Below are 24,764 nucleotides of genomic sequence, written 5' to 3'. Positions count from 1 at the left end.
GCCTACGGCCGTACCCGGAAGGGTCCCTGCAGCGGCGCCTCCCACACCACCGCCGTACCGCGGCCGCCCTCGCCGATCCCCGGCCCGCACCAGCTGGATCCGCCCAGCGACTCCGCGCGCCGCGCCAGGTTCCGCAGACCGCTGCGCCGGCCGCCCTCCGGGAGGCCCACGCCGTCGTCCGCGACCGTCAGCCGCACCGCCTCCGTACCGTCGGGCAGCTGCGCCGTGGCGTCCACGACGACCTCGATCCGGTGGGCGCGGGCGTGCCGGAAGGCGTTGGACAGCGCCTCGCGCAGCGCCGCCACCAGGTTCTTGCCGGTGAGCTCGCCGACCGCCGTGTCGACGGGTCCGGCGAATCGGTGCGAGGGCGTGAACCCCAGGGGTACGGCCGCCATGGTGATCTCCCGCAGGACGCTGGTGCAGAGACCCGACGGTGTCTCGGCCGGGCCCTGCTGGAGCGCGAAGATGGCGGTGCGGATCTCCTGGATGGTCACGTCCAGTTCGCCGACGGCCTTCTCCACCCCGTCCTGGACGGCTGGTGCGAGGGGTCTGTGCTGGGCGCTCTCCAGCATCATCCCGGTGGCGAACAGCCTCTGGATGACCAGGTCGTGCAGGTCTCGCGCGATACGGTCCCGGTCCTCGTACACCGCCAGACGCTCCCGGTCGCGTTGCGCTTCCGCCATGATCAGCGCCAGTGCGGCCTGGGAGGCGAACTGGGAGGCCAGGGTGCGTTCCATCCGGCTGAACGGCCGGGCGCCCGGAGCGCGCGGCGTGGCGAGGGCTCCCAGGACACGGCCGCCGCTGCGGAGCGGCAGCATCATGCTGGGTCCGTAGTGGCGGGCGAGCCTGGTGAACATGCGCGGGTCGGTGGCCGCGTCCGCCACGAACACCGCCTCCCCGGCGAGCAGCCGCCCGACGACCGGGCTCTCCGGTGGGACGACCACGCCCAGCGCGGTGGACGGTTCGTCGGCGGAGACGGCGACGATCTCCAGGCCGCCGCTGCCGTCCGCGGCCGGCAGCAGCACGATCCCCGCGCATGCGTCGGCGAGCCCGCGGGCCTGCTCCGCGACGACCGAGAGGGCCTCGTCGGCGTCACCGCCGGACAACAGCGCCGTGGTGACGGCCACCGAGCCGTCGATCCACCGCTCGCGCTGGCGTGCCGCCTCGTAGAGGCGGGCGTTGCCGATGGCGATTCCCGCCTCGGTGGCCAGCACCCGCACCATGTGCAGGTCGTCGTCGTTGAACTCGGCCCCGCCCCGCTTCTCCGTCAGGTAGAGGTTCCCGAAGATCTCGCCCTGGACGCGGATGGGGACACCGAGGAAGGTACGCATCGGGGGGTGGCCCGCCGGGAATCCTGCGGCGCGCGGGTCCGCCGTCAGATCGGCGAGCCGCATGGCCTCGGGACGGTGGATGAGCGCGCCGAGCAGCCCGGCATGACCGTCGGGGCGGCGGCCGATCTTGCGTGCGACCGCGTCGGGGATCCCGTACGTCACGAAGTCCGACAGCCCCTTGCCCTCCTCGTCGACGACGCCGATGGCGGCGTAGCGGGCGTCGGCGAGCTCGGCCGCGGTCTCGCAGATCCGGTCGAGGGTGGAGTGCGGTTCGAGTCCGGTGCCGACGGACCGCATGGCTTCCAGCAGTTGCGGGACGCGGGCGGTCAGGTCCGTCGACAGCCCCTGAAGGCCGCGGGACGCCCGGGTCGCCGCGGCCCCGTCGGGCCCCTGGTTCTGCGGTCGCTCGGGCGGGGTCATGCCTTGAGCGTAGTTAGTCCTATTTGTTGGGAAAAGCCGGATCTGCTGTCGGGGTGTTCAGCAGCAGATCGGCCGCCCGCTCGCGCTCCAGCATGCGACGCAGTGGTCCGTCGGCGGCCGCCAGTTCGGCGTACGGCCCGCGCTGGACACTGCGCCCGTCCTCCAGGACGACGACTTCGTCGACCCCGTCGAGGCCGTGCAGCCGGTGGGTGATCAGCACCGTGGTGCGGCCCTCGGTGGCCCGCAGCAGGTCGTCGGTGAGCGCGTCGGCCGTGGCGAGGTCCAGGTGCTCGGCGGGCTCGTCGAGTACGAGGACGGGAAAGTCGGCGAGGAGCGCGCGGGCGAGGGCCAGGCGCTGCCGCTGTCCGCCGGAGAGCCGGGCGCCGTGTTCACCGACGAGCGTGTCGAGGCCCTCGGGCAGGCCGTCCACCCAGTCCAGCAGCCGGGCCCGGTCCAGTGCCGCGCGCAGATCGTCGTCGCTCGCACCGGGCCGGGCCAGCCGCAGGTTCTCCCGGATGGAGCTGTCGAAGGTGTGCGCGTCCTGGGCACAGAGCCCGACCATGCGGCGTACGTCGTCGCCGTCGAGCGCGGCCGCGTCCACCCCGCCGATGCGGTACGTGCCGTCATGGGCGTCCAGAAACCGCAGCAGCACCTGGGCGAGCGTCGTCTTGCCGGAGCCGGACGCCCCCACGACGGCGACCCGCCGGCCGGCCTCCAGCCGCAGGTCGAACGCCGCGAGGGCGTCCCGGTCCTGGCCCGCGTACCGGGCGCTGAGGCCGCGCAGCTCCAGCGGGAAGGCGCTGTCGGGCGCCGGCTGCGGCTCGCGCGGCTCGTGTACGGGGACGGGGGCGTCGAGCACCTCGTACACCCGCTCCGCGCTCCGCTTGACGCGCTGGCGGTACTGCACGGCCAGGGGCAGTCCGATGACGGCCTCGAACGCCGCGAGCGGGGTCAGCACGACCACGGCCAGCGTCACGCCGTCGAGCCGCCCGTCGCGTACCGCCTGTACGCCCACGAGGGCGGCGCCCGCCACGGTCAGCCCGGTGACCAGCGCGGACAGCCCGCTGCCCAGGGCGGTGGCGGTGGCCTGGCGGGTGGCGATCCGGGTGAGTGCCCCGTCCGCCTCGCGGGCCCGGGCGATGCGGCCCGCGAGGGCGCCCGCCACCGTCAGCTCGGCGCACCCGCGCAGCAGTTCGACGACCCTGGCGGCCAGTACGCCGCGTGCCGGGGCGAGCCGCTGCTCGGCGCGGCGGGCGACTGCGCCGGTGACCAGCGGCACGGCGACGCCCGCGAGGAGGAGGCCGACCGCGAGGACCGCCCCGGCCTCGGGCAGCAGCCACGCGGTGAACCCGACGGCCCCCGCACCGACGACCGCGGCGGCCCCGGCCGGCAGCAGCCACCGCAGCCAGTAGTCCTGGAGGGCGTCCACGTCGGAGACGAGCCGCGACAGCAGGTCGCCGCGGCGCACCGTGCGCAGCCCGGCCGGCGCGATCCGCTCCAGCCTGCGGTAGACGGCGACCCGCACTTCGGCGAGCATCCGCAGCACGGTGTCGTGCGACACGAGCCGCTCGGCGTACCGGAACACGGCCCGCCCGATGCCGAACGCCCGGGTCGCCGTCACGGCCACCATCAGATACAGCACGGGCGGTTGCTCGGAGGCCCGCGAGATGAGCCACCCGGACACGGCCATGAGCCCCACGGCCGACCCGAGCGCGAGGCTGCCCAGCATCAGCGCGAGACCGAGCCGCCCGCGAAGTTCCCCCGCCGTCCCGCGCACCCGCGCCAGCACCCCACCGCTGCCCCCGGAATCCCCGGGTGTGGCACCGGACTCCACGGCGTCCTGGCGCCCGCCCACGAGCCCGAACGCCGCGTCGAGCGCGTCCAGACCGCGCGGCGCGCCCTTCTCGGCGGCGGGCGCCCCGCCGGAAGCGGTCTCCCGCAGGGTGACGACCCGGTCCGCCACCGCCAGGAGCGCCGGGCGGTGGACGACCAGGAGCACCGTGCGCCCTTCGGCGAGGCGGCGTACCGCGTCCACCACGGCTGCCTCCGTCGCGCCGTCCAGCGCCGCCGTCGGCTCGTCCAGCAGGAGCAGCGGCCGGTCCGCCAGGAACGCACGCGCCAGGGCCAGCCGTTGACGCTGCCCCGCCGAGAGTCCCGCACCGTCCTCGCCCAGCACCGTCTCGGCGCCCGCCGGCAGCGCGTCCACGAAGTCGGACGCCCCCGCGTCCCGCAGCGCCCGCGCGACCGCCTCGTCGTCCGCGTCCGGCCGGGCGAGGCGGACGTTCTCGGCGATGGTCCCCGCGAACAGATACGGCCGCTGGGGCACCCACGCGATCCGCTCCCGCCACCGCTCCGGATCCAGCGACGCGAGGTCCACGCCTCCGACGCGTACGGCACCCCCGTCGTCCGAGGGCTCCGCGAACCCCAGCACCACATCCAGCAGCGTCGACTTTCCGACTCCGCTCGGCCCCACCAGGGCGACCGTCTCGCCCGGCTCCACGACCAGCGACGCACGATCCAGTGACGGTTCGGTACGCCCGGCGTGCCGTACGGTCACGTTCTCCAGCTCAAGCCGCACATCCGCCGGAACCGCCCCGTCGCCGCCCTTGCGGATCGGCGACTCCAGGACGGTGAAGATCTCCTCCGCGGCCGACAGCCCCTCCGCCGCCGCGTGGTACTGCGTCCCCACCTGGCGCAACGGCAGGTACGCCTCCGGCGCCAGGATCAGGATCACCAGCCCCGTGTACAGATCCAGGTCGCCGTGCACCAGCCGCATACCGACACCGACCGCGACCAGGGCCACCGACAGGGTGGAGAGCAGTTCCAGCGCGAACGACGACAGGAACGCGATCCGCAGCGTCCGCAGCGTCGCCTGCCGGTACTCGGACGTGATCGCCCGGATCGACTCCGCCTGCGCCTTGGCCCGGCCGAACACCTTCAGCGTCGGCAGCCCCGCCACCACGTCCAGGAAGTGCCCCGACAGCCGGGACAGCAGCTTCCACTGCCGGTCCATCCGGGCCTGTGTGGCCCAGCCGATGAGGACCATGAAGACGGGGATCAGCGGCAGGGTCCCGACGATGATCGCCGCCGACACCCAGTCCTCGGTGACGATCCGCGCCAGAACTGCCACCGGCACCACCACCGCCAGCCCGAGCTGCGGCAGATAGCGCGAGAAGTAGTCGTCGAGCGCGTCCACGCCCCGGGTGGTCAGCGCCACCAGCGAGCCGACCTTCTGCCCGCTCAGCCATCCCGGACCCAGCTCGGCCGCCCGCTCCAGCAGCCGGCCCCGCAGCTCCGACTTGACCGCGGCGCTCGCCCGGTGCGCCGCCAGCTCGGTCAGCCACGAGACGGCGCCCCGCCCGACAGCGACGCACGCGAGCAGCACCAAGGGCGTCGCGAGGTCCCCGGCGCCCAGCCCCCGCTGGAAGGCGCCCACCACCACCTCGGCGATGAGCATGGCCTGGACGACGACCAGCGCCGCCCCAATGACGCCCAGAGTCACCACCGCCGCCACGAACAGACGGGTGGCCCGGGCGTATCGGAGCAGACGCGGGTCGATCGGTTTCACGTGAAACATCCCCTACTAGTGCGCGGCGTCGGCGATGTGCTGCGTACCGATCCGCTTGCGGAACACCCAGTACGTCCAGCCCTGGTACAGCATCACCAGCGGTGCGGCGATCGCCGCACACCACGTCATGATCTTCAGGGTGTACGGGCTGGACGCCGAGTTGGTGACCGTGAGGCTCCAGTCCGGGTTCAGCGAGGACGGCATGACGTTCGGGAAGAGCGTCAGGAAAAGCATCGCAACCGCAGCCGCGATCGTGACTCCCGACAGCGCGAACGACCATCCCTCGCGCCCCGCCTTGATCGCGCCGACCGCTCCGACCAGCGCCACAGCGGCGACGGCCATGGCGACCAGGCTCGTCCCGTCACCGCGCGAGACCTGGAGCCACCCGAGGAAGCCCAGGGACAGCACCACGGTGACCAGCCCCAGCGTCAGCGCCAGCTTCCGCGCCCGTACCCGGATGTCACCGACCGTCTTCAGCGCGGTGAACACCGCGCCGTGGAAGGTGAACAGCGTCAGCGTCACCAGCCCGCCGAGCAGCGCGAAGGGGTTGAGCAGGTCGGCCATGGTGCCGACGTACTCCTTGGTCGCGTCGATCCGCAGGCCCCGGACGATGTTGGCGAAGGCGACGCCCCACAGGAACGCGGGGATCAGCGACGTCCAGAAAATGGCCTGCTCCCAGTTGTGCTGCCACTTCTCCTCCGGGCGCTTGGCCCGGTACTCGAAGGCGACACCACGCACGATCAGGCAGACCAGGATCACCAGCAGCGGCAGGTAGAAGCCGGAGAAGAGGGTGGCGTACCAGTCGGGGAAGGCCGCGAACGTGGCCCCGCCCGCCGTGAGCAGCCACACCTCGTTGCCGTCCCAGACCGGTCCGATGGTGTTGATCAACACCCGCTTCTCGACCCGGTTGCGGGCGAGCAGCTTGCTCAGGACGCCGACACCGAAGTCGAAGCCTTCCAGGAAGAAGTAGCCGGTCCACAGGACGGCGATGACGACGAACCAGATGTCGTGAAGTTCCATGCCTCAGCTCCAGTTCTCAGTAGGAAAAGGCCATCGGCCGGTCGACTTCACGCTCGGGGTTCTCCGGATCCCGGTCGTGGCCGCCGATCTTGGTGGGCGGGTTGAGGTCGGATTCCGTCAGCTCGGGCGGCCCGGCCTTCACGTACTTCACGAGCAGCTTGACCTCGATCACGGCGAGGATCGCGTAGAGCGCCGTGAAGACGACCATCGACGTGATCACCTCGGCCTGTGAGACACCGGGCGAGACCGCGTCACGCGTGCGCAGCACGCCGTACACCACCCAGGGCTGACGGCCCATCTCGGTGAAGATCCAGCCCCAGCAGTTCGCGATCAGCGGGAAGGCCAGCGTCCACAGCGCGACGAGCCAGTACAGCCTGGTCAGCTTGGGGCTCAGGGCTCCCTTGAACAGCACCAGGTTGGGCACCTCGTCCTCGGCCACCCGCAGCCGCGCGGGCAGCAGGAACCGCTTCCGGGTCAGCCACAGGCCGAGCAGCCCGAGCGAGAAGGACGCCATACCGAAGCCGATCATCCACCGGAATCCCCAGTAGGCGACGGGGATGTTGGGCCGGTAGTCGCCGGGGCCGTACTTCTCCTGGAGGGCCTTGTTGGTGTCGTTGATGCCGGGGACGTACGACTCGAAGTCGCTGTGGGCGAGGAAGGAGAGCAGACCGGGGATCTCCACGGCGACCTTGTTGTGGCCCTTGTCCACGTCACCCACGGCGAAGATCGAGAACGGCGCCGGCTTCTCGCCCTCCCACAGGGCCTCCGCGGCGGCCATCTTCATCGGCTGCTGCTCGTACATGACCTTGCCGAGGAAGTCACCGCTGATCGCGGTGAACATACCGCCGATCACCACGGTGACGAGGCCCAGCCGCAGCGAGGTCTTCATCACCGGGATGTGCTTCTTGCGCGCCAGGTGGAAGGCTGCGATGCCGACCATGAACGCGCCACCCGTCAGGAAGGCGGCGGACATGGTGTGGAAGACCTGGGTCAGGGTCGTGTTCTGGGTGAGCACGAGCCAGAAGTCGGTGAGCTCGGCACGGCCGGTCTTTTCATTGATCTTGTAACCGACCGGGTGCTGCATCCAGGAGTTGGCCGCCAGGATGAAGTACGCCGAGAGGATGGTGCCGATCGACACCATCCATATACAGGCCAGGTGGATCCTCTTCGGCAGCTTGTCCCAGCCGAAGATCCACAGACCGATGAAGGTCGACTCGAAGAAGAACGCGATCAGCGCCTCGAAGGCGAGCGGCGCTCCGAAGACGTCACCGACGAAGCGTGAGTAGTCGGACCAGTTCATGCCGAACTGGAACTCCTGCACGATGCCGGTGACCACACCCATCGCGATGTTGATGAGGAACAGCTTTCCCCAGAACTTCGTCGCCCTGAGGTACTTCTCCTTCTCGGTCCGCACCCATGCCGTCTGGAGACCGGCGGTGAGTGCGGCGAGGGAGATCGTCAGGGGAACGAACAGGAAGTGGTACACGGTGGTGATACCGAACTGCCACCTCGCCAGCGTCTCTGGCGCCAGAGCCAGGTCCACGTCAGCTTCTCCTTACGGCCTACGTCCTACGGTCCGGACGTCCTTGCGTCACCTCGCCGATTCCGGTTGATCTTGGGAGGAACCAGGCGCGCTTGTGAATGCGTTCACAATCACAAGCTATTATGACTCAAACGAAATCCGTAGCCGAAACCGGGGGGCCCCTTCCGCGAAACTTCAACATCTTGTTGAATTTCGCGCATGCAGATTCGTATCTCCTGGCCCGCCGGCCATGTCACCGCAACCCTCGACGACACGCCCACCAGCAAGGCGCTCGCGGGGGTTCTTCCGATCACGTCCACCGCGCACACCTGGGGCGAGGAGGTCTACTTCGACACTCCCGCCTCCCCCGCACTGGAGGCCGACGCCCAGCAGGTGGTCGAGCCCGGCACGGTCGCCTTCTGGACCGAGGGCGACGCCCTGGCTCTGCCGTACGGCCCCACACCGATCTCCCGCGGCGACGAATGCCGCCTGGCAAGCCCCTGCAACGTCCTCGGCCGCATCGACGGCGACCCCCGCGCCCTCGCCACGGTCCGCTCGGGCGACCCGATCCGCGTCGAACTGGCCTCCTGACCGGTACGGCCCCCAGGCGGACGACGGCCGGGCCGGACCGGGCGAGGTCGACCCCCCAGGGGCCGGCGGGGCAGTCGGGCCTTACGGAGAACCGTCCGCCGCCGACCCGCGAGGGGCCCCTCAGGAGGGAGGCGCGAGGGGCCACCGCCACCTCCGGCCCGCGAGGGGCCCCGGGCCGCGCCCGAGGAGCCACCGCCGTCGGCCCTCGGAACACAACCGCGCCCCGGCGCACTCGGCCACCCGGCGGCGCACACCCACCCACGTGAGCGCCCCGGGCGCGCGGGCAAACCGCCCCGGGGCCACCACCCGCCCCGGGGTGCACGCCCAGCCGCTTAGAACCGTTCCTTGCGGAAGTCGCCGGCCGCCCGCAGGAAGATGTCGTTGGCCTCGCTCTCGCCGATGGTGACCCGCACGCCCTCCCCCGCGAACGCCCGCACGACCACGCCCGCCTGCTCACACGCGGCCGCGAAGTCCACGGCGAGCTCGCCCAGCCGCAGCCAGACGAAGTTGGCCTGCGTCTCCGGCACGGTCCACCCCTGGCCGACGAGCCCCTCGTACACCCGCTTCCGCTCACAGACCAGGGACCCCACCCGGCCCAGCAGCTCGTCCTCCGCCCGCAGCGAGGCCACCGCGGCGTCCTGGGCGAGCTGGCTGACGCCGAACGGAACGGCGGTCTTCCGCAGCGCCGCGGCCACCGGCTCGTGGGCGACCGCGAAGCCGACCCGCAGCCCGGCCAGCCCGTACGCCTTGGAGAACGTGCGCAGCACGGCCACATTGGGGCGCTCGCGGTAGATCTCCACACCGTCCGGCACCTCGACGTCCCGGATGAACTCGCGGTACGCCTCGTCCAGCACGACCAGCACATCGGACGGCACCCGGTCCAGGAACCGCTCCAGCTCTGCCCGGCGCACCACCGTGCCGGTGGGGTTGTTCGGGTTGCAGACGAAGATCAGGCGCGTCCTGTCGGTGATCGCGTCGGCCATCGCGTCCAGGTCGTGGACGTCACCGGAGGTGAGCGGCACCTGCACCGGCGTCGCGCCACTGACCTGCGTGATGATCGGGTACGCCTCGAAGGAGCGCCAGGCGTAGATGACCTCGTCGCCGGGGCCGGAGGTGGCCTGGACGAGCTGCTGGGCCACGCCCACCGACCCCGTTCCGGTGGCCAGGTGCGACACGGGCACCCCGAACCGCTCGGCCAGCTCGTTCATCAGGCCCGTGCACGCCATGTCGGGGTAGCGGTTGAACGCGGCCGCCGCGGCCATCGCGCTCTCCATGACGCCGGGCAGCGGCGGGTACGGGTTCTCGTTGGAGGACAGCTTGTACGCGACCGGTCCCTCGGCCGCAGCGGGCTTGCCCGGCTTGTAGGTGGGGATGCCGCCCAGCACGGCGCGCAGCTTCGGGCTCGTCTCGCTCACTCTGGTCCTCCTAGACCGTACGTACCACCAATACTGCTCACCATATGAGGATTCCGCCCCGCTGCGAATGGCCGATTTCCATCCCGGCCTCCACGGGTGCCCCACGGGACCCCTGCGGGCCCCCGGCCGGCCCCGCAAGGCACCCGCGCCCACGAAGCGCCCGGCACCCGCGAAGCCCCGCCCGGGAACATCCGCGCACCTCGCCGACAGCCGCCGCGCACCCCGCGCGCGGCCGCCGCGCACCGCACACGCCACCGGCGCGACGACTGGGGGGAGCGCTCCCCCCAGTGCCGCGCGCCCATGGCTCGCGCCGTGGCGCGCGTCCCCCGTAGAGGTGAGTTGAGACCTCATCGAAACATCGTCCTCTTGGCAGGCTCATGCGCGCCGACAACTCGCGGCACCATGTGAAACCCCCCAACTGCCTTGCATTTCAAGGCCATTATGGGGTGGCGACCGTGCAGAAACGTGCCTGTCAACGAGTGAATATGCGAACGGCCCAACCGCCCGCCCTCGCCCTACTATCGGCTCGCCATGACAGCAGCAGGGAAGCACCAGGTGAGCCGGGCACAGACCCGGGGAAGCCGGCAAGGGCGAGCGGGCATCCGGGACGTGGCCGCCGCAGCCGGGGTCTCCATCACGACTGTCTCCGACGCGCTCAACGGCAAGGGCCGGCTCCCGGACGCCACCCGCCGCCACGTCCGCGAGGTCGCCGACCGGCTGGGCTATCGCCCCTCCGCCGCGGCCCGCACGCTCCGTACCGGCAAGTCCGGCCTCATCGGCCTGACGGTGACGACCTACGGGGATGAACCTTTCACCTTCACCGAATTCGCCTACTTCGCCGAGATGGCCAGGGCCGCCACCTCCGCCGCGCTCGCCCGCGGCTACGCCCTGGTCATCCTGCCCGCCACCTCCCGCCATGACGTCTGGTCGAACGTCGCCCTCGACGGCACCGTCGTCATCGACCCCTCCGACCACGACCCCGTGGTCACCGAACTCGTCCGCCAAGGCCTGCCCGTCGTCTCCGACGGCCGCCCGGCCGGCACCCTGCCGGTCACCGCCTGGGTCGACAACGACCACGAAGCCGCCGTCCTCGACCTGCTCGACCATCTCGCCGCCGCCGGCGCCCGCCGGATCGGTCTCCTCACCGGCACCACCACCGACACCTATACGCGTCTGTCCACCACCGCGTACCTCAACTGGTGCGAGCGCGTCGGGCAGGACCCGGTCTACGAGGCCTACCCGGCCCACGACCCCTGCGCCGGCGCGGTGGCCGCCGACCGGCTGCTCGCGCGCCCCGACCGCCCCGACGCCGTGTACGGGCTGTTCGATCCCAATGGCACCGACCTGCTGGCGGCGGCGCGCCGCTACGGCCTGCGCGTACCGGAGGATCTGCTGCTGGTCTGCTGCAGCGAGTCCACCGTCTACGCCGCCACCGAACCGCCCATCACCACCCTCTCCCTCAAGCCCCGGCGGATCGGCACCGCGGTCGTCCAGCTCCTCATCGACGCCATCGAGGGAATCGACACCGACCGGCCCGTCGAGCAGGTGATACCGACCGAGCTGATCGTCCGGACGTCCTCCCAGCGACGGCCCCCGCGGACGACCGTCAGCCCGCCACGCTCGCCGTCACAGGAGTGACCGGCACGTGGCCTCCGGGAACAACCGGGGCCACGCACCGGTCAAGGCCGAGGGCAAACTTCCCCAATTGGGGGTGAATCGGCCGGTGAACCCGGGGTCCACCCGGATTCACCACCCCTGGTGCGTCACACAGCACAAGGCTCATTCCTATGATGGGCGGACGACACCGCGGACCGCCCCGACCAGGCCGGTCCGCCAGGTGTAGGGCGTCGCGACGGTGGTGGAGGGGTCGATGACTCAGGGGGCCGGTCAAGGACCCGTGGTGCGGACGGCGACGTTGCGCGACTTCCGCGTACCGCCGTACGCCCAGGTGCCCGTACAGAGTCATGCCGCTCACCCGGGCAACGCGTTCCCCGAGGGTGAGCTGCCGGAGGGGTACACGCCGACCGAGCGCGACCTTCCGGTGATCAACCGCGGTGACACCGTCCAGGTGTCCGTCGCCCCGGAACCGGTCGCGGTCGAGACCGCGGCTCCGGAACCCGCTCCGGAGAGCGGTCCGGGCCCGCTGTACGTGGTGGGCGACGTCCACGGGTACCTCGACGAGCTTCTCGCCGCCCTGCACCACCAGGGCCTCATCGACACCGAAGGGCGCTGGGCGGCGGGCAACGCCCGGCTGTGGTTCCTCGGCGACTTCACCGACCGCGGCCCCGACGGGATCGGCGTCATCGACCTCGTCATGCGTCTCTCCGCCGAGGCCGCCGCCGCCGGCGGCTACTGCAAGGCCCTGATGGGCAATCACGAACTGCTGCTGATCGGCGCCAAGCGGTTCGCCGACACCCCGGTCAACTCCGGTGCCGGAACCGCCACGTTCCAGGCGGCCTGGCTCCTCAACGGCGGCCAGAAGAGCGACATGGACCGTCTCCAGGACGTCCACCTCCAGTGGATGTCGCGGCTCGACGCCGTGGTGGAGGAGGACGGGCACCTGCTGGTGCACTCCGACACCACTGCCTACCTGGAGTACGGGTCCACCATCGAGGACGTCAACGACACCGTCCACGAGATCCTCACCCGCAACGACGCCGACGAGTGCTGGGACCTGTTCCGCAAGCTGACCAAGCGCTTCGCGTTCCGGGACGAGTCCGGGCCCACGGCCGTACAGGAACTGCTGGCGGCCTACGGTGGCGAGCGCATCGTCCATGGCCACAGCCCGATTCCGTATCTCCTCGGCGAAGTCGGCTCCGAGGACGGCGAGGACGGCAGCGGCCCGACGGTCGAAGGACCGCATGTGTACGCGGACGGCCTGGCGATCGCCATGGACGGCGGTGTGACCATGGCCGGAAAGCTGCTGGTCGTACAGCTCCCCCTGCCCAACTGAGGCATGACGCAGCGCAGTCGGGCGGGGCGATTTCCGGAAATCCTCTGTCACCCCTTGCCGTAACCGCTCTACCATCGGTATTTCCGTAGCAGGCTCTCCTCCGTTTCTGCCCGACTGCCCGTTCTACGCGGGCAAACAGGGCCCTACGGAGCATCGGGGGATGCACATGAAAAGCGCTCCGCACCTGCTGACCGAGGATCGCGCCGAGTATGAGCGCGTCCTCGACGACGCGCTGCGCACCGCGCACGACCGTCCGGATCTCGCCGGGATCGGGCAGCGGCTCAACACCGAGCAGCTGCGCACCATGGCCCTGAACGCGACCGCGCTGATATCCGCGGCGGCCGCCGCCGAGTACGACCACTTCGTCAAGGTGCGTGAGGAGTCACGCACGCCCGGCGGAGTGTCCGCCATCGGCTCCGTCCTGGCCTCGCCGGGTGAGGAGGCCGACTCGGGACCGGGCGCGGGGGTCGGCGTCATCGTCACCGTGCTGGCGCCCGTTCTGGCGGGCACGGCAGCGGTCATCTTCCTGCTGGTCGGCTCTGTCCTGAAGATGCTCGACCCGGCCCCCGCCTTCGCGGATTCACTGCTGGCGGCGGGGTGGTTCTTCGGTGCCGTGACGGCGGCCGGCATTCTGGCCGCCGCGATCGGTCTGCTGATCACCGCGCTGCGCAACAGCTCCACGCAGGTAGCGGCTCAGGAACCGGGAGGCGAGTTGCCCGACGAGGTCGCCCGCGCCAGGGAGGCATGGCGGCACGCCCTGCTGGAGCGCGGAATCCTGCCGTTCCTGCGGAACGCGCTGGCGGACCCCAGTGCGGACCCCCTCTCAGGGGTGCCTCCGCGCCACGTCGGACGGATTCCGAAGATGGGCTACAGCGGGCCGGAGTTCTCCAGCCCCAGCGAGGGCGGTTCCGGCTCCCGCCCGACGTTCACCAGCCCCGACTTCACCAGCCCGGACTTCGGCGGCCCTGAACACCAGCCGGACTGACCGTCGCGCCCCCGCCTTGGACGTCGAGCGCCTGTTTCACGTGAAACGAACAGATGTTTCACGTGAAACAGGCAGATGCCCCATCGGCGGATATCAGTCCGCCAGCGGCAGGTAGACCCGATTGCCGGCCGCGGCGAACTCCGCCGACTTCTCCGCCATTCCGGCCTCGATCTCCGTCTCCTTCAGATCGCCGCCGTGCTCACGCCGGATGTCCTGCGAGATCTTCATCGAACAGAACTTCGGCCCGCACATGGAGCAGAAGTGCGCGGTCTTGGCCGGCTCGGCAGGCAGCGTCTCGTCGTGGAACTCCCGCGCCGTGTCCGGGTCGAGGGCCAGGTTGAACTGGTCCTCCCACCGGAACTCGAACCGGGCGTCCGACAGCGCGTCGTCCCACTCCTGGGCGCCCGGGTGCCCCTTGGCCAGGTCTGCGGCATGCGCGGCGATCTTGTAGGTGATGACGCCGGTCTTCACATCGTCCCGGTTCGGCAGTCCCAGGTGCTCCTTGGGCGTGACGTAGCAGAGCATCGCCGTGCCCCACCAGGCGATCATCGCCGCGCCGATACCGGAGGTGATGTGGTCGTAGGCCGGGGCCACATCGGTGGTCAGCGGGCCGAGCGTGTAGAACGGCGCCTCCTCGCAGATCTCCTGCTGAAGGTCGATGTTCTCCTTGATCTTGTGCATCGGGACGTGGCCCGGGCCCTCGATCATCGTTTGTACGTTGTGCCGCTTGGCGATCTGGTTCAGCTCACCGAGCGTGCGCAGCTCCGCGAACTGCGCCTCGTCGTTGGCGTCCGCGATGGAGCCGGGGCGGAGGCCGTCGCCGAGCGAGTACGTCACGTCGTACGCGGCGAGGATCTCGCAGAGCTCCTCGAAGTTCTCGTACAGGAACGACTCCTTGTGGTGCGCCAGGCACCACGCGGCCATGATCGAGCCGCCGCGGGAGACGATGCCGGTCTTGCGGCGCGCGGTCAGCGGCACGTACCGCAGGAGCACACCGGCGTGGACCGTCATGTAGTCGACGCCCTGCTCGGCCTGCTCGATGACCGTGTCCTTGTAGATCTCCCAGGTGAGCTCCTCGGCCTTGCCGTCGACCTTCTCCAGGGCCTGGTAGAGCGGCACGGTGCCGATCGGCACGGGGGAGTTCCGCAGTACCCATTCGCGGGTGGTGTGGATGTTGCGGCCGGTGGAGAGGTCCATGACCGTGTCGGCGCCCCAGCGGGTTGCCCAGGTCATCTTCTCCACCTCCTCCTCGATGGAGGAGGTGACCGCCGAGTTGCCGATATTGGCGTTGACCTTCACCAGGAAACGCTTGCCGATGATCATCGGCTCGATCTCCGGGTGGTTGACGTTGGCGGGCAGTACCGCGCGGCCGGCCGCGATCTCCTCGCGCACCACCTCGGGGGAGACGTTCTCGCGGAGCGCGACGTACTCCATCTCCGGTGTGATCTCGCCCCGGCGGGCGTATGCGAGCTGCGTCACCGCCTGGCCGTCCCGGCCCCGGCGCGGCTGGCGCGGACGGCCGGGGAAGACGGCATCGAGGTTGCGCAGCCCGCCGCGCGGGGAGGTGTGCTTGAGCCCGTCGTCCTCGGGGCGGACCGGACGGCCCGCGTACTCCTCGGTGTCACCGCGACCGATGATCCAGTTCTCCCGCAGCGGCGGCAGCCCACGGCGTACATCGGTCTCGACATTCGGATCGGTGTACGGCCCTGACGTGTCGTACAGCGTCACGTCCTTGCCGTTGGTGAGGTGCACCTTCCGGACCGGCACCCGGAGGTCGGGGCGAGAGCCCTCGATGTACCCCTTGTGCCAGCCGATGGGCTTCCCGGCCTCGTCGTTCTGGTTCGAGGCAGGCGTGCGTGCGTCCTGAACGGTCATCGTGACCTACTCCCTACGCCGGCATTACCCGGTAACAGGTTCGGCGGTCGACGCAGCGGTTTCCGTACCTCTCGTACGGATGTCAGCGCCCTCTCAGCCCGGTGCTCCGAGCTCCCGCGTGTGCAAAGGTGCCACCACGCTAGCGCCATCCCGGCCACGCTGAACAGGGGGCCCCGGTCGTTCTTGCGATGATCGGTCGGTGACTTCCTCGCAGCAGTCCCCCGAACCGACCGGACAGGCACATGGTCATACGCACAGCCATGCCCACAGCCACGGCCCCGCCGCGCCCGTATCCAAGCACCTGCGCAAGGTCATCGCCGCGGTACTGATCCCCTTCGCGACGGCGGTGCTCGTCGGCCTCGCCGTGCTGTGGCCGGGCGGCGCCCCGGAGCACGAGCGCACGGGAGTCGGCTTCGACCGGCAGACCGAGCAGGGCACCGTGGTCCGGGTCGACCGGGTGGACTGCAAGGACGTGAACGCCGCGCAGGTCCCACCGACCGGTGACACGACGACGCCCGAGGGGCGCGAGGCCGTCAACGCACAGCAGGGCCAGTGCGCGAAGGCGACGGTCGAGGTCACCACCGGCAAGGACAAGGGCCGTAAGTTCGTCGAGATCGTGCAGCCGGACGCCCCCCGCCAACTGGAACAGGGCCAGGGAGTGGTGGTGGCCTACGCCCCCGACGCCCCGCGTGACCTGCAGTACTCGGTCACCGATGTGAACCGCAAGGTGCCCATGCTCCTGCTGGCGGGCATCTTCGCGCTGGCGGTGGTGGCCGTGGGCCGGTTGCGCGGAGTGATGGCGCTGGTCGCGCTGGCGGTGAGCTTCGCCGTCCTGACCCTGTTCATCCTGCCCGCGATCCTCCAGGGGTCGAACCCGCTGGTCGTGGCGGTGATCGGGTCGAGCGCCATCATGCTGATCGCGCTCTACAGCTGCCACGGTCTGACCGCGCGGACCTCGGTGGCCGTGATCGGCACCCTGATCTCGCTCCTGCTGATTGGACTGCTCGGCTCGCTGTTCATCGGCTGGGCCTCGCTGACGGGTAACACGGACGACAACACGGGCCTGATCCATGGCCTCTACCCGAACATCGACATGTCCGGTCTGCTGCTCGCCGGTGTCATCATCGGTTCGCTCGGTGTGCTCGACGACGTGACGGTGACCCAGACGTCGGCGGTGTGGGAATTGCACCAGGCGGACCCGAAGATGGGACCGCGCGCCCTGTACCGGGCCGGTATCCGCATCGGCCGCGACCACATCGCCTCGGTGGTGAACACCCTGGTGCTCGCGTACGCGGGTGCCGCCCTGCCCCTGTTGCTGCTGTTCTCGATCGCGCAGAGCAGCGTGGGCACGGTCGCCAACAGCGAACTGGTCGCGGAGGAGATCGTGCGGACCCTGGTCGGTTCCATCGGCCTGGTGGCGTCGGTGCCGGTGACCACCGCGCTGGCCGCCCTCGTCGTCTCGGCCGACCGGCCGGGAGCCGAGACGGCAGCGGCCGTTCGCGGTGGGGGACGGGGCAGGCGCCGCAAGAAATAGTCAGGCGTCGGGCGGGTCCGCCCGGTGTCCCCGGGCGGACCCACCGTCAGCCGGCGTTCTCCTCGGCGAGAATCCGGCCGAGGGCCTCCTCGAGGTGCTCCTCGAAGTCGCCGAGCGTGCGCTCCTGTCCCAACGGCACCAGCTTGTCGGTGCGGTCGAGGAAGGCCACCAGCGGCGGTGCGCTGGAACGGAACAGCGCACGGTCGGCGCCGACCTGCAGCCGGATGCTGACGTCCGACAGGTCCTCAAGACCGGTCGGTGCGATGTGCACATCGCCGTCACCGCTCGGCCCGTTGATGCCGTCCACAAGCAATTCTCTGCCGAAAGCCCAGGTCACAGGCGCATCGCCGGGCAGGTGGAACGTCATCCGGACCGCGAACGGGTCCCTTGTCTCGTACCCCAGCTCGACCGGAATCCTGAAGGAAAGCTCCTCGGAGACGACGAAGCTCATCAGGACCTCGGCCTGAACCGACTCGCGCATCATGTACCCCGCAGTGGATGAAGCAGTGGTGAACAACGGCTGATGAAGATCGGTGAGGAAAGCGGCTGGAAAATCGGCCAGGAATCATCTGTCCTGGCCTCTTGACGTCATGCTCCTGTACGCACTACAGGATCACAAGGAGTGATTTTTCAGATACTGATAGAGAACGCCAGTGAACTGAAGAGCTTTCCCACCTCCCCGCGGAGCCGGTCGACTGCGGGCAGCAACCGTCGCTCCTGGTGGCAGGGTACGGAAATGGCCATTGTGGCGGCGAGGGAACCCGCCGTGATGGGGATGGCGGCGCAGACCGTACCGAGCGCGTACTCCTGGCGCTCGACCACCGGCTGTGTGCGTTCGGTGGTCCTGAGGCGTTCCAGCAGCGTCCGTCCGTCGCGGACGGTGTACGGGGTGATCGGCTGCACGGGGTGGCGGTCCAGGTGGTCCCGGCGGGCCCGCTCGCTCAGTTGGCTGAGCAGGCACTGTCCGATGGCGTGGGCGTGGCCCGTCTCGCGGAAGTCGGCCCATTCGTCGACGGCGGGGGCGGCGGGGGTGTCGGAGACCGAGATCAGCTCGATCTCGCCGTCCCGGTAGACCGCGAAGTACACCGGAACACCGATGGCGTCGCGCCAGTGAGCAAGCGAATTCTCGATCTTGCTGCGACGATTCTGCAGAACTCCGCCGCGCGCCAGCCGCGCTGCCGCGTCACCGTGGACGAACACCCCGTTCTCCCGGCGCAGATAGCCCTCGTGCGTCAGCGTGCGCAGCAGGTGGTACGCGGTGGGCAGCGGCAGACCCGTCTCGCGCGCCAACTGCTTGGCGGGGGCGCCGTCGGGGTGGGAGCCCACGGCCTCCAGCAGCCGCAGCGCCCGCTGCACGGAGCCGATCAGGGTCGGAGGAGGGGTAGGGGTTGGGTGAGGGGAATGCGGTGCCGTGGCCAAAGGTCACCCCCAGGCGTTTCGCCCCATTCAGTCGTACAAACCGGTGGTAGGGCGTTCGTAAACCCCTGGATTCCAAGGGCAGCGGAGACCCGCCACTCTAATGGCAGCCTCCGTTCGGGGTGAGGTTTCGCCGGGGCCGTTCCCCCGCGCGGGCTAACGGCCGGGCGCGTGGCCGGGCAAGCGGCCGACATGTTCGTACGCCAGTGTCAGAAAGGCGCCGGAGCGGCGTCGGAAGCGGCGTACGAAAACGGCGTCGGAAAGCGCCGTTCGGACTGCCTCCGGACAGTGTCCGAGCGCAGTCCGAACGACATCAGGGCAACTTCACCAGTCTTCACGGGACGACGAGGTGGACATGAACTTCCGTACGACGTAAATGAGTCCGCCGACAAGCACGGCGAAAACGAGCACCTTGAACAACAGCCCGATCAACACGCTGATGACGGTCCCGATCAGGCTTCCGAAGACCACCAGGGCAATGATGGGTACGGCGATCCACTTCACCCACCAGGGCATCCCCGCGAGAATGTTCCGAACCGCCGCCATTGTCCCTGCCTCATCTCTGGTGACACTTCCTACCGTTGGACACCTTCGATGCTAGGTGCCGGGGGCTCGCCGCGGGCGCCTCGCAGCCCCCGCTCTCCCCTGATCCTCCCCCTAGGGAACCCTGGTCCGCCGGGAGCCCGAGGTCAGCTCTCCGGAGGGGAGAAGACCACCATCACCCTCAGGTCCTCGGTGATGTGGTGGAACTTGTGCGGCACGCCGGCCGGTACGTACACCACACTGCCCCGCCCCACCTGCGTCGTCTCCATCCCCACCGTGATCGACGCGCGACCGCTGACGACGAAGTAGACCTCGTCCTCCTTGTGCGGCTGCTGCGGATCGAGCTGCCCCGCGTCGAGCGCGTAGAGGCCCACCGACATGTTCCGCTCCCGAAGGAACTGCAGATACGCGCCGTCATTCGCGACGCGTTCCGCCTCCAGCTCATCCAGTCGGAATGCCTTCATCGCCCGTCCGCCCCTGCACTTGATCCGATCACGTCTGCCACGATCAGACACATGATGAATTTCCTAGTCAAGACGATCGCGAACGCGGCTGCCCTGGCCGTGGCGATCTGGCTGCTCGCCGACATCACCCTGACCGGTGACAGCACCGGTAAGAAGGCCCTGACCCTGGTCCTGGTGGCCCTGGTCTTCGGCATCGTGAACTTCCTCGTCAAGCCGGTCGTGAAGCTGCTCACGCTGCCGCTGTTCATCCTGACGCTGGGCCTGTTCACGCTGGTCGTCAACGCACTGATGCTGCTGCTGACCTCGTGGCTGGCCGACAAGCTCGACCTGAGCTTCCATGTCGAGGGCTTCTGGACCGCCGTACTGGGCGGCCTGATCATCTCCGTCGTGTCGTGGGCCATGAACGTGGTTCTCCCCGACGGCAAGGACTGAGGCCGGGTGGGTCCGGCGGAGACGGCGAGCGAAGGGCTGCTCGACGCCGTACGGGAGGCCGTACAGGAGAAGCTGAAGGAGCGTGCCGCATGACGTGGGGTGACGGGACCAGGGCGGTACGGGCTGGTCTGCCCGAGCCGAAGGCGTACGAACCGACCCTGCCGGGTCCGGTGTTCGCCGCCCACTACCACCTGCCCGGCGAGCCGACCGGCCCGTACACATACGGGCGGGACGAGAACCCGACCTGGACGCACCTGGAGCGGGCCATCGGCGAGCTGGAGGCGCCGGGTGAGCCGGGTGTCGAGACAGTCGTCTTCGCCTCCGGGATGGCCGCGATCTCCTCCGTGCTGTTCTCGCAGCTCAGGGCCGGTGACGTGGTCGTCCTGCCGGCCGACGGCTACCAGGCTCTGGCGCTGGTCCGGGCGCAGCTGGAGGCGTACGGAATCGAGGTGCGCACCGCGCCGACCGGCGGCGACGCGCAGCTCTCGGTGCTGGAGGGGGCACGGCTGCTGTGGATCGAGACCCCGTCGAACCCGGGTCTGGACATCTGCGACATCCGGCGTCTGGTGGCCGCGGCGCACGCCGGGGGCGCGCGCGTCGCGGTTGACAACACGCTCGCCACCCCGCTCGGGCAGCGCCCGCTGGAGCTCGGCGCGGACTTCTCCGTGGCCAGCGGCACCAAGGGCCTGACCGGGCACGGCGACATCCTGCTCGGGCATGTGACCTGCCGTGATGCCTCCCTGGCCGCTTCGGTACGACGCTGGCGCAAGATCGCCGGAGCCATTCCGGGCCCGATGGAGGCCTGGCTCGCCCACCGGTCGCTGGCCACGCTCCAACTGCGCGTCGACCGGCAGTGCGCGACCGCGCTGGCGCTCGCCGAGGCGCTGTCGGCGCGCGAGGACGTGACCGGGCTGCGGTATCCGGGGCTGCCGGGCGACCCGTCGCACAAGGTGGCGGCCGGGCAGATGCGGCGCTTCGGTTCGGTCGTCTCCTTCGTCCTGCCCGACCGGGAGCGGGCGGAGAGCTTCCTGGCCGGGCTGCGGCTGGTGGACGACGCGACCAGCTTCGGCGGTGTGCGGTCCACGGCCGAGCGGCGCGGGCGGTGGGGTGGGGACGCGGTGCCCGAGGGCTTCGTCCGCTTCTCGGTGGGGGCCGAGGACGCCGAGGACCTGGTGGCTGATGTACTGCGCGCGCTGGATGAGGCGGGCTGAGCGGATCCGCTACGACGAACGGACGGTCCGAGCCTCCCCCCTCATGGCTCGGACCGTCCGCGTTTCCCTGCGGATGACCGCGTGCTCAAGGCTAGTTGACTCTGTGTCAGTGTCCAATCACGGTAGCGACAGAGACCTATCGACTTATTTATAGTTGGACGGTCGGCCCTGAGGCGCCGTCAGCCGGACGTGGCCGAGGGCGGGAGGGGGGAGGCGCATGGATCTGGCGTTGCTGCGTACGTTCGTCACCGTCCACAGGGCAGGTTCCTTCACTCGCGCGGCCGCCCTCCTGGGCCTCTCCCAGCCGGCCGTGACCAGCCAGATCCGTACGCTGGAGCGCCAGCTGGGCCGCCCGCTGTTCCTGCGCCAGGCCCGTGGCGTCAAGCCCACCACCATCGGCGACGAGCTCGCGCACCGCGCGGCACCGCACCTGGACGCGCTCGTCGAGATCGCCGAGACGGGGCTCGACGACGAGTCCGGGGTCCGCACCCTCCACATCGGCGGGCCGCCCGAGTTCACCTCGGTACGCGTCCTGCCCGCCCTCACCAGGCTGGTCTCCCAGGGGCTCGCGGTGCGCACGTCTCTGGTCTCCGCCGCCGAGGAGGTCCTCGACGGGCTGGCCGCCGGCCACCACGACCTGGCCATCGCCACCGCCCGCCCGCGCGGCGGCCTGCTCACCGCGACCCCGCTCTGCGACGAGGAGCACGTCCTGGTCGCCTCCCCGCGCTGGGCCGCCCGGCTGGCGCCCGGCGTCCTGCGGCGCAAGGGCGCGGTGGTGCTGGAGCAGCTGCCGGTGGTCGAGGTGCACGAGTCGCTGCCGTTCGTCGCGCGCTACTGGGCGGCGGTCTTCGAATCGAAACCGGCCGCCGCGGCCACCGTCATCGCGCCGGACCTGCGCGCCGTCCAGGAGTCCGCCGCCTCGGGCGCCGGCCTCGCCGTGCTGCCCCGTTACCTGTGCGAGGACGATCTGGCCGACGGCCGGCTCGTGGCGCTGCTGGACCCGCCGGTACCGCCGCTGCGCACGTACTTCGTGGTCGTGCGCACCGGGACGCTGGCCCTCCCGCACATCGCGCGGGCGCACGACTCACTGCTGCGCGCTGCGACGGACTGGTGACGGCACGTGCGCCATGCTTCGACGGGTGTTTCAGAAGGGCCCCGGCGGGCCATTTTCAAGCCATGACCGAACGTCCGGTGGTCAAGCGCACCGCACGCGCCATCCTGCTCGACGGCGACGATCTCGTCCTGATCAAGCGTACGAAGCCCGGCATGGATCCGTACTGGCTCACCCCGGGCGGCGGGGTCGAGCCGGAGGACGCGACGGTGGTCGAGGCGCTCCACCGGGAGGTCCACGAGGAACTGGGCGCCAAGATCATCGATGTGGTCCCGTGCTTCGTCGACACCGTCGAGCACATCGTGGACGGCGGCGTCTCGGGCGTGAAGGTGCAGCACTTCTTCGTCTGCCGACTGGAGTCCATGGACCCCGCGCAGCGGCACGGTCCGGAGGTGGACGAGCCGGTCGGCGAGTACGAGATCGTACGGGTGCCCTTCACCAGGGTCGGGATCGCCGCCGTCAATCTGGTGCCGCTGTCGCTGCGGCACTACCTGGACGGCAATATCGAGGGCGTGCGGGCGATGCACGCCCCTGACCTCGGCTAGCTCCTCAGTCGGCCGCTGCGACGAGTTCTTCGAGCGAGTCGTGGCGGATCCGCTCGTAGGGCACGCCGACGCCCCTGAGCGCGTCGACTCCGCTGCGGATCATGCCGACCGGTCCGGAGAGGTAGGCGTCGTACTCGTTCCACGGTCCGTACTCGCGCACCACGTCCGGCAGCTGCGTCTTGCCGTCGATGATCGCCCGCACCTCCAGCCAGGGGTGGGACTGCTGGAGCCGCAGCATGGTGTCGATGTCGTACAGATCGTGATCGGTACGGGCGCCGTAGAAGACCTCGACCGGGCGCCGCGCACCATGCTCGGCGACATCCTCGACCAGCGCCTTGATGGGCGCGATACCGGTACCGCCGCCCAGGCAGAGCAGGCCGTTGTCGGTGGTGTGGTCGACGGTCATCGAACCGGCGGGCGGTCCCAGGCGCAGCACATCACCGGGTCGGGCGTGGTGGACCAAGGCATTGGACACCCAGCCGGCCGGGACCGCCTTGACGTGGAAGGACAGCAGGCCGTCGGAGCGGGGCGCGGAGGCGAAGGAGTAATGCCGCCAGATCCGCGGCCACCAGGGGGTTTCCAGGCTCGTGTACTGCCCCGCCAGGAAGGGGTACGGCTGGTCGGGGCGGACGGTGATGACCGCGATGTCGGGCGTTCTCAGGTCGTGCGAGACCACCTCGGCGTGCCACCAGGCGGGCGCGTGCCGCTCGTTCTCGGCGGCCGCGTCGATCATGATCTGGGAGATCGTGGTGTACGTCCGGACCCAGGCGGCCTCGGTCTCCTCGTCCCACGTCGTCGTCGCGTACCGGCTCAGCGCCCCGATGAGCGCCTCGCCGACGGCCGGGTAGTGCGAGGCGTCGGTGCCGTACTTGCGGTGGCCGCGCCCCAGGTGCTGGAGGTACTCGGTGAGCACCTCGGCGTTGTCCATGTGCTCGGCCGCGGTCAGCAGTGCCTTGAGGAGCCGGTCGCGCTGGGCTTCCATGGCGGCCGGGAAGAGCGCGCGCAGCTCGGGGTTGCGGGTGAAGAGCAGGGCGTAGAAGTACGAGGTGACCTTGTCGGCCACGGGCCCGACCTCGGCAAGCGTTCTCCGGACCCGCACCGCGTCGGGCGACCCGGACTCCGCGGCCGACACGGGGTCGGACCCGGGAGCCGGCTCCGCTGCGGAGGCGGGGCGGGGCTCCGCCAAGGGGGCGGCGTGGGGCTCCGCGGCGGGTGCGTGGTGGTGGGACTCCGCGGTCGGGACGGCGCCGACCGGGCCGTGGGGCCGGGCGGTGCCGACCGGGTCGTCGGCGGGGCCCACGGGGCGGTCCTGGTGCCCCTCGGCGGGGCCGGGACGCCTGGCGCTGTCCGGGTGCGGGTTGCCGCCCCCGTGGCCGGTTGGCGCGTCGTACGGGGCTCCCTGCGCCCCCGGCGCGTACGCGGTGCCTGCGGGGGCGTCCTGGGGCGCGCGGGCCATGGGCCGGTCGGCGGGACGTTCGTGTACCGGGCGCTGGGAGCCGTCGGGCCACGGCACGCCCGGAGCAGCAGTCGCCGCTTCAGGCGCACGGGGGGCCGGAGCCGTCTTCGGCTCGGCCGTACGCGCGGCACCCGTGCTGCCGACCATGCGTATGGACGTGAGCGGCCGCCGCTGGCCGGCTATTCGTTCCTGGCTGCCGCCCGAAGTTTCCCCGGCACCCGCCTCACGGTCCTGGCGCTCCCCGGCACGGGCGGCGTCGGGTTCGGTGGGCCGGTCAGTGACCGGCTTGCGCGGTGTGAACCAGCCACCGCCCCCGCCGCTGTCGCCGGAAGTGCCATTGTCGGCCGACATGGTGGTCGGAGCGTCCATAGA

The 24,764-nt window shown here is 70.5% G+C and carries 20 protein-coding genes; 9 read left to right on the top strand and 11 right to left on the bottom strand.

Annotated features, from left to right (window positions below):
• Positions 1 to 2: 2 nt before the first annotated feature.
• The 4 genes from ABT360_RS15780 to ABT360_RS15765 are packed head-to-tail and all read right to left on the bottom strand — an operon-like array spanning position 3 to position 7,882.
• Positions 3 to 1,751, bottom strand: coding sequence for a sensor histidine kinase (locus ABT360_RS15780; RefSeq protein WP_351815560.1), 1,749 nt, complete (start codon positions 1,749 to 1,751; stop codon positions 3 to 5).
• A 19-nt stretch (positions 1,752 to 1,770) separates the two neighbouring features.
• On the bottom strand, positions 1,771 to 5,319 hold the full coding sequence (cydD, locus tag ABT360_RS15775) for a thiol reductant ABC exporter subunit CydD (protein WP_351815557.1): 3,549 nt from the start codon (positions 5,317 to 5,319) through the stop codon (positions 1,771 to 1,773).
• A gap of 15 nt (positions 5,320 to 5,334) precedes the next feature.
• The gene (gene cydB, locus ABT360_RS15770) at positions 5,335 to 6,339 is read right to left on the bottom strand and encodes a cytochrome d ubiquinol oxidase subunit II (protein ID WP_351815554.1); all 1,005 of its coding nucleotides are present in this window, start codon (positions 6,337 to 6,339) and stop codon (positions 5,335 to 5,337) included.
• A 16-nt stretch (positions 6,340 to 6,355) separates the two neighbouring features.
• Positions 6,356 to 7,882 (bottom strand): cytochrome ubiquinol oxidase subunit I, encoded by a 1,527-nt coding sequence (locus ABT360_RS15765; RefSeq protein WP_351815551.1) that lies wholly within the window; start codon positions 7,880 to 7,882, stop codon positions 6,356 to 6,358.
• A 198-nt stretch (positions 7,883 to 8,080) separates the two neighbouring features.
• Here ABT360_RS15765 and ABT360_RS15760 point away from each other — a divergent pair, with 198 nt between their 5' ends.
• Positions 8,081 to 8,452, top strand: coding sequence for a cyclophilin-like fold protein (locus ABT360_RS15760; protein WP_351815548.1), 372 nt, complete (start codon positions 8,081 to 8,083; stop codon positions 8,450 to 8,452).
• A 332-nt stretch (positions 8,453 to 8,784) separates the two neighbouring features.
• Here ABT360_RS15760 and hisC read toward each other — a convergent pair whose 3' ends face one another.
• Entirely contained in the window at positions 8,785 to 9,867 is a 1,083-nt protein-coding gene (gene hisC, locus ABT360_RS15755) for a histidinol-phosphate transaminase (RefSeq protein ID WP_351815545.1), read from the bottom strand.
• 531 nt (positions 9,868 to 10,398) lie between these two features.
• Here hisC and ABT360_RS15750 point away from each other — a divergent pair.
• The 3 genes from ABT360_RS15750 to ABT360_RS15740 all read left to right on the top strand — a co-directional run bounded on the left by ABT360_RS15750 (position 10,399) and on the right by ABT360_RS15740 (position 13,805).
• Positions 10,399 to 11,505: a LacI family DNA-binding transcriptional regulator gene (locus ABT360_RS15750; protein ID WP_351815542.1), complete on the top strand. Its 1,107-nt coding sequence runs from the start codon at positions 10,399 to 10,401 to the stop codon at positions 11,503 to 11,505.
• A gap of 232 nt (positions 11,506 to 11,737) precedes the next feature.
• Complete coding sequence (locus tag ABT360_RS15745; RefSeq protein ID WP_351815539.1) at positions 11,738 to 12,820, top strand: metallophosphoesterase; 1,083 nt, start codon at positions 11,738 to 11,740, stop codon at positions 12,818 to 12,820.
• Between the two features lie 160 nt (positions 12,821 to 12,980).
• Positions 12,981 to 13,805, top strand: a complete 825-nt coding sequence (locus ABT360_RS15740) for a hypothetical protein (RefSeq protein ID WP_351815536.1) — start codon at positions 12,981 to 12,983, stop codon at positions 13,803 to 13,805.
• Positions 13,806 to 13,898: 93 nt separating this feature from the next.
• Here ABT360_RS15740 and thiC read toward each other — a convergent pair whose 3' ends face one another.
• On the bottom strand, positions 13,899 to 15,680 hold the full coding sequence (gene thiC, locus ABT360_RS15735; protein ID WP_351815533.1) for a phosphomethylpyrimidine synthase ThiC: 1,782 nt from the start codon (positions 15,678 to 15,680) through the stop codon (positions 13,899 to 13,901).
• 199 nt (positions 15,681 to 15,879) lie between these two features.
• Here thiC and ABT360_RS15730 point away from each other — a divergent pair, with 199 nt between their 5' ends.
• On the top strand, positions 15,880 to 17,214 hold the full coding sequence (locus tag ABT360_RS15730) for a YibE/F family protein (RefSeq protein ID WP_351815530.1): 1,335 nt from the start codon (positions 15,880 to 15,882) through the stop codon (positions 17,212 to 17,214).
• A 46-nt stretch (positions 17,215 to 17,260) separates the two neighbouring features.
• Here ABT360_RS15730 and ABT360_RS15725 read toward each other — a convergent pair whose 3' ends face one another.
• From ABT360_RS15725 to ABT360_RS15710, 4 genes are all read right to left on the bottom strand, one after another.
• Entirely contained in the window at positions 17,261 to 17,695 is a 435-nt protein-coding gene (locus ABT360_RS15725; protein ID WP_351815649.1) for an SsgA family sporulation/cell division regulator, read from the bottom strand.
• 149 nt (positions 17,696 to 17,844) lie between these two features.
• Entirely contained in the window at positions 17,845 to 18,570 is a 726-nt protein-coding gene (locus tag ABT360_RS15720) for an IclR family transcriptional regulator (RefSeq protein WP_351815527.1), read from the bottom strand.
• 384 nt (positions 18,571 to 18,954) lie between these two features.
• Positions 18,955 to 19,176 carry a DUF5326 family protein gene (locus tag ABT360_RS15715; protein WP_351815525.1) on the bottom strand — a complete coding sequence of 74 codons (222 nt, stop codon included), beginning with the start codon at positions 19,174 to 19,176 and terminating at the stop codon, positions 18,955 to 18,957.
• A gap of 143 nt (positions 19,177 to 19,319) precedes the next feature.
• Positions 19,320 to 19,637 (bottom strand): cupin domain-containing protein, encoded by a 318-nt coding sequence (locus tag ABT360_RS15710; RefSeq protein WP_351815522.1) that lies wholly within the window; start codon positions 19,635 to 19,637, stop codon positions 19,320 to 19,322.
• Between the two features lie 51 nt (positions 19,638 to 19,688).
• On the opposite strand from ABT360_RS15710, the gene ABT360_RS15705 reads away from it, so the two are divergent.
• From ABT360_RS15705 to ABT360_RS15690, 4 genes are all read left to right on the top strand, one after another.
• Positions 19,689 to 20,069, top strand: coding sequence for a phage holin family protein (locus ABT360_RS15705; protein ID WP_351815519.1), 381 nt, complete (start codon positions 19,689 to 19,691; stop codon positions 20,067 to 20,069).
• A gap of 89 nt (positions 20,070 to 20,158) precedes the next feature.
• Complete coding sequence (locus tag ABT360_RS15700; RefSeq protein WP_351815516.1) at positions 20,159 to 21,280, top strand: cystathionine gamma-lyase; 1,122 nt, start codon at positions 20,159 to 20,161, stop codon at positions 21,278 to 21,280.
• A gap of 217 nt (positions 21,281 to 21,497) precedes the next feature.
• Positions 21,498 to 22,394 carry a LysR family transcriptional regulator gene (locus ABT360_RS15695; RefSeq protein WP_351815513.1) on the top strand — a complete coding sequence of 299 codons (897 nt, stop codon included), beginning with the start codon at positions 21,498 to 21,500 and terminating at the stop codon, positions 22,392 to 22,394.
• A 62-nt stretch (positions 22,395 to 22,456) separates the two neighbouring features.
• The gene (locus ABT360_RS15690; RefSeq protein ID WP_351815510.1) at positions 22,457 to 22,936 is read left to right on the top strand and encodes an NUDIX hydrolase; all 480 of its coding nucleotides are present in this window, start codon (positions 22,457 to 22,459) and stop codon (positions 22,934 to 22,936) included.
• A 4-nt stretch (positions 22,937 to 22,940) separates the two neighbouring features.
• Here the strand turns inward: ABT360_RS15690 and ABT360_RS15685 are convergent, their stop codons facing one another.
• Complete coding sequence (locus tag ABT360_RS15685) at positions 22,941 to 24,761, bottom strand: globin domain-containing protein (RefSeq protein ID WP_351815508.1); 1,821 nt, start codon at positions 24,759 to 24,761, stop codon at positions 22,941 to 22,943.
• Positions 24,762 to 24,764 lie beyond the last annotated feature (3 nt).

Source organism: Streptomyces sp. NPDC000229 (genome assembly GCF_040300825.1).
Lineage (GTDB): Bacteria > Actinomycetota > Actinomycetes > Streptomycetales > Streptomycetaceae > Streptomyces.
The sequence above is the reverse complement of the archived record's forward strand: the minus strand, read 5'-3'. Positions and strand labels throughout refer to the sequence as shown.